Below are 753 nucleotides of genomic sequence, written 5' to 3'. Positions count from 1 at the left end.
CTACCAATGACATTCCCGAACCTGACCGAAAGATAAGGTTTCCCGGTTTCTTCGGCCATCCATGCTGTTAGCTTTTCGGCGACTCGTTTCGAATGGCCAAGAACGCTGGTGGGATTCGCTGCCTTGTCAGTTGAGATGTTTACAAACGTCTCGACATCTGCGGCTTGTGCAGCACGAAGAACATTTAGTGTTCCGAGAACGTTCGTTTTCCAAGCTTCGTCCGGATACTGCTCCAACATCGGAAGATGCTTAAGTGCAGCAGCATGAAATACGACATCCGGGCGGCGCTCTTCGAAAATCTTCTGTAACGCTTCTGTGTCACGGATATCAGCAAGCACCACATCGCGCGTATGTAGGAGCCCGTGCCCAGCGGTCCTGAGTTGAGCGCCTTGAAGGCCAGTCTCATCGCGATCCAGCATGATCAGTTCAGAAGGAGCGAACTTGCTTATTTGCAAACAAAGTTCCGAACCGATGGAACCTCCGGCTCCGGTGACCAAGACTCGTTTTCCGGCCAGGTAACCTGCGATGGATTCGACTTCGGTGTCAACGGGGTGCCGGCCAATGAGGTCCTCGATAGAGAGGTCTCGAAGATCCGAAAGCTTCGTCTTACCTGCCAATACGTCGATTAGTGGTGGCATCACCATCACGTTGAGGCCGGCTTCAGTCGCTGTGTCTGAGATCAATCGGACAAGTGCTGCATTCGCATAGTTGATAGCAATGATCAGTTCCACGGCGCCGGTCTTGCCAGCGACT

Annotated in this window: 1 protein-coding gene; it reads right to left on the bottom strand. The window is 52.9% G+C overall.

What is annotated here, in order from left to right; translation table 11 throughout:
• Positions 1-731: polysaccharide biosynthesis protein (locus B879_RS24110; protein WP_202949682.1), on the bottom strand; the 731-nt coding region annotated here is incomplete at its 3' end.
• Positions 732-753 lie beyond the last annotated feature (22 nt).

The sequence above is a fragment of the Cecembia lonarensis LW9 genome (assembly GCF_000298295.1).
GTDB classification, from domain to species: Bacteria; Bacteroidota; Bacteroidia; order Cytophagales; family Cyclobacteriaceae; genus Cecembia; species Cecembia lonarensis.
This window is presented reverse-complemented; position numbering and strand designations above follow the sequence as displayed.